The sequence below is a fragment of the Methylobacterium ajmalii genome, from assembly GCF_016613415.1.
GTDB lineage: Bacteria > Pseudomonadota > Alphaproteobacteria > Rhizobiales > Beijerinckiaceae > Methylobacterium > Methylobacterium ajmalii.
In genome coordinates, this window is record NZ_JACWCT010000066.1 from 80,769 (window position 1) to 84,546 (window position 3,778).

Below are 3,778 nucleotides of genomic sequence, written 5' to 3' on the forward strand. Positions count from 1 at the left end.
TGAGGGTGCGCACGGCCTGCTGCATGTTGTCCTGCAGGCCGGACAGGTCGTCGGCGCGCTGGTTCAGGCTGGCAGCGGCGAAGAAGGAGAGGGGGTTGTCGAGGGCGGTGTTGACCTTGTTGCCGGTGGCCAGGCGCGTCTGCGCCAGGGTGGACTCGGCAACGGTCTGCTGGATGGTCACCAGGGTATCACGGATACCCGCGGAAAGCGTCACAGGCATGGTTTATCCTTTTGAATTCCAGGAGCACATTTTCGTGCTAACTGATACCCTAGCCTCAGAACGTTAAGATCGACCCACCATTTATAGTTAAAAAAGCATTTTCATGCCCTCGGACGGTTTCTATGCGATTCCGGACGAGGTCGTTTCTGGCGTATATCAGGCTTGATAGCGCCGCATGGCGGCGGCGAGGTCGATGACGGCCTTGCAGGGGAAGTCGGGGGCGTCGCCGAAGGCGATGTAGGCGGTCGCCTCCGCCTCGCGCGTGTCGCCCTGGCAAAGAAGCGTGACGTCCGGCTCGACCTTGATGACCTCCCGGAAGATCGAGAAGCAGCGCTCGCTCACCACGATCGAGCGGTGTCCGGTGCGGACGAGTTCCAGCACGCAGGCCTCCATGGCCGCGAGCGAGCTCAACTCCGCGCACACCGACGGCGCCAGCGGCGTGATCCCATAGGCTTCGAGGCGGCACTTCAGGTGCCAGGCGTGCAGCCAGTTCTTGTTGCCCGAATACAGATGCAGGTTCAGCGCGACCTCCATCCGGACGTTGGTGAAGTGCTGGATCCGCTTGAGCAGATCGGGCTGCCCCTGGATCCACGACGGGTCGTGGCGCCGGGCGGCGGCCGCGAGATGCTCGATCCCCCCCCGGTACTCGTCCCAGCCGAACAAAGTCTCCACGTTGCCGACATGGGTGTCGTGCCCGCGGGAGACCGCCGTCACGATCGCGTACGGCTCGGGGGCGAACACGACGTCGCCGATCTCGAGCGCGTTCGAGAGCTGCGAGAAGAAATGGTAGGTCGTCCGGTCGTAGGGACCGGCGATGTCCGCCACCGCGTTCGTCCGGATGATGTACCACTCGGGGAAGACGTGTCGATCGAGAACGAAGTCGAGGCAGCGTCCGTGCTCGCCGCGATAGAAGCGCATTTCGCTGTCGATTTCGTACGAACGACCGGATATCTTGTTGTCGCTGTACTCGTCGAGAAGGAACCACGGAGCCTGCACCATGACGATGTCGGGGTCTTGCGCCATCCGCAGGATGTGCTGGCGCAGGGTCTCGCCGATCAGCAGGTCGTCGTTGCCGACGTAAGCCGTGAAATGGCCCTTCGCCTCGCGCAGGCACGAGAGGTAGTTCGGCCGGAAGCCGACATTCGTCGCGTGACGGATCGACCGGATGTGCGGACAGGTCTCCGCCCACGACGCGACGATATCCTGGGTGTTGTCCGGAGACGCATCGTCGACGACGAGGATCTCGTAGCTGAATCCGATCTGGTCCAGCATCTTGACGTGGTGCTTGAAGAACCGGTCGAGGAGATCCGTCCGCTTGTAGGTCGGCAGGACGATCGAGAGCACCGGCCGGGCGAGCTGCGGCTCGGCGATGCCGTACGACTCGTCCGACGGGGAGGTATCCCGCGCGGTAGCGGCGGCGGCGTGGGCGAGGGACATGAGGCGCTCCGAAGCTGCCTGACAGAGTGGACCCGGGATGGCGCGAAGGGAGGACGGATCAGAGCCAGAAACGGTTGGCACAGAATTCCGGCGAAACCAGCTGGCGCGCGGCCACGGGCTCGGCTTCGTCGATGAGGCGCGCGACGCCGTAATCGGCGAGATCCACGGCCAGCCACTCCGCGACGATGTCGAAGTAGTGCTGCTGCAGGACGGTGGAGGCCGGGTTCAGGTTGGTGAGGAACACCAGCCCGGTCGGGGCGGCATCGGTCGCGAGGGCGCGGATGTCCGGCCGGTAGCGCCGCAGGATCGGCAGGAGCTTCCAGACGTCGCCCGCCCAGAAATCGGGATTGCGCGACTGGGCCCGCCGCGGGTCGTTCATGCTCCGGGCGGTGATGTGCGCGTCCCCCGGCAGGCAGTCGTGCAGGACGACGACCGAGTTGGGCCGGCAGTGAGCCTCGGTGTGGATCAGGTCGCGAAGAAGAAACTCGAACCGATGCATGCCGTCGAGGAACGCCAGGTCGATCGGCGCACCGAAGATCGCCGTCGGATCGTGGTCCTTGAAGAAGGCGTCGCTGGTCTTCTGGAAGAGGTGGAGCACCTGGCATTCGGCGGGAAGCCCGCCGGTAATCCGGAATTCCGGGTCGACCGCGATCGTCGGGCAATGCGACAGCCGCAGCGTGTTGCCCGTGAAGGTTCCAACCTCGAGATACGTCGCCGGCCGCAGGTTGCGGTGGATCGCCTTCAGGATCTCGAGGTAGTTGACCCCGCCGACGCGGGCGAAGCAATCTTCACCCGGTGCGGGTTTGGTGTGGAGGAGCTGCATCGCCGGTATCCTGGAAGCTCGAAAGGCGGAGGTCGTCTCAGGCGCTCAGGGCCTGCGGGGGCGCCTGGCGGGTATCGGGCACTTCGGCCGCCGCGTTGACGCGCTCGACCGAGGCGACGAGGCGGGCGAGTTCCGAGACGAGAGCCGCATGATCCCAGTTCATGAAGTCGTGCTTCAGCGCATCCCGGCGCGCGAAGATCTCGGCCCCCTTGCGCATCTGGAAGACGTCGGCGAGATCCGACTTCGCGATCGCCAGCATCACGCCGACCATCTCGTCCGACAGCTGCTCGATGGACCACTCCCGCATCGCGATCCGCAGCAGGCGTTCCGTCTCGCTCATCATGGCCGGCGGCGCATGCGAGGCCGAATCGAGGCAGGCGACGCTGAACTTGACGACTTCGCTGATGTTCGGGATGTAGCGCGCCCGCAGCGCGTATTCGCTGACTTGCTTGTTGCGGAAATCGACCCCGGAGAAATCCTCGTACGCGGCGAGGGTGCGGGCCTCGCCGAGGCCGAACATGTCGAGGTCCGCCGTGTCCCTCGGATGGGTCGAGCGCCCGTGCCGGGTCATGTGGTCGAAGCGCATGTAGGCGCGCCGGGTCATGTCCATCGTGCGCGCCTCGTGGGCGGCGTCGTAGTTGGTCTTGCGCTTGAGCGTGTTGTTCTGACGGTACTGATGCCACATCGTGCGTTTGGTGACGGAATACACGTCCCAGCCATGCGTGAAGAGGCGCACGGCGTAGGAGGCTTCCTCCAGGGCGAAGCACTGGTAGGGATCGTAGGGCACGTCCTGGATCATCTCGCCCGGCCCGAACACGCCGCCCGCCAGGAGGAACGGCATGCGGAACTGTTCCTCGACGGGCTCGGTCGGCCACACGCCGGTGAAGCGGATGCCGCCGCAATCGTGGAAGGGTCCGGTGGACAGGAGGCCGGGATACAGGTCCGACAGCACGTCGCCCGGCGACAGGTAGGGCGGCGAGGCGAACGAGAGCAGCGACTTGTCGTTGGGGCAGCGCCGCAATTCGTCGACGAGCGCCGTGTCCCAGCCCTTCGCGAAGATCATGTGCGCGTCGATCTGGAGGAAATACGCCTCGCCGCGCCACAGGCTCTGGGCCAGGAAGCGGGCCCAGCACACGCCCCGGCTCTCCCGCCAATCGAAGCGCAGCTCGCGGACGCGATCGACCGGGATCTCGGGGCCGGACAGGTGCTCGACGTCCTCGACGGGGTCCATCTGCCGGACGAGCCCGACCGTGACGCGCTCCGGCCGGTCGGCCTTGGCGAAGAGGTCGGCGATCGTC

At 65.5% G+C, this 3,778-nt stretch carries 4 protein-coding genes; all 4 read right to left on the bottom strand.

Annotated elements, in window-relative coordinates; translation table 11 throughout:
* The coding region (locus tag HPY23_RS12625) for a flagellin N-terminal helical domain-containing protein (RefSeq protein ID WP_478219414.1) at positions 1–220 on the bottom strand (220 nt) is incomplete at its 3' end.
* A 156-nt stretch (positions 221–376) separates the two neighbouring features.
* Positions 377–1,657, bottom strand: coding sequence for a glycosyltransferase family 2 protein (locus HPY23_RS12630; protein ID WP_091887461.1), 1,281 nt, complete (start codon positions 1,655–1,657; stop codon positions 377–379).
* Between the two features lie 58 nt (positions 1,658–1,715).
* Positions 1,716–2,480, bottom strand: coding sequence for a class I SAM-dependent methyltransferase (locus HPY23_RS12635; RefSeq protein WP_060850080.1), 765 nt, complete (start codon positions 2,478–2,480; stop codon positions 1,716–1,718).
* Between the two features lie 37 nt (positions 2,481–2,517).
* Positions 2,518–3,778 (bottom strand): GlcNAc-transferase family protein (locus HPY23_RS12640; protein ID WP_200649618.1); only part of this gene is annotated, 1,261 nt, incomplete at its 5' end.

Excerpts from the sequence above, each read along its gene's own strand:
- HPY23_RS12630 (WP_091887461.1), bottom strand. The coding sequence starts at position 1,657 with ATGTCCCTCGCCCACGCCGCCGCCGCTACCGCGCGGGATACCTCCCCG.
- HPY23_RS12635 (WP_060850080.1), bottom strand. The coding sequence starts at position 2,480 with ATGCAGCTCCTCCACACCAAACCCGCACCGGGTGAAGATTGCTTCGCC.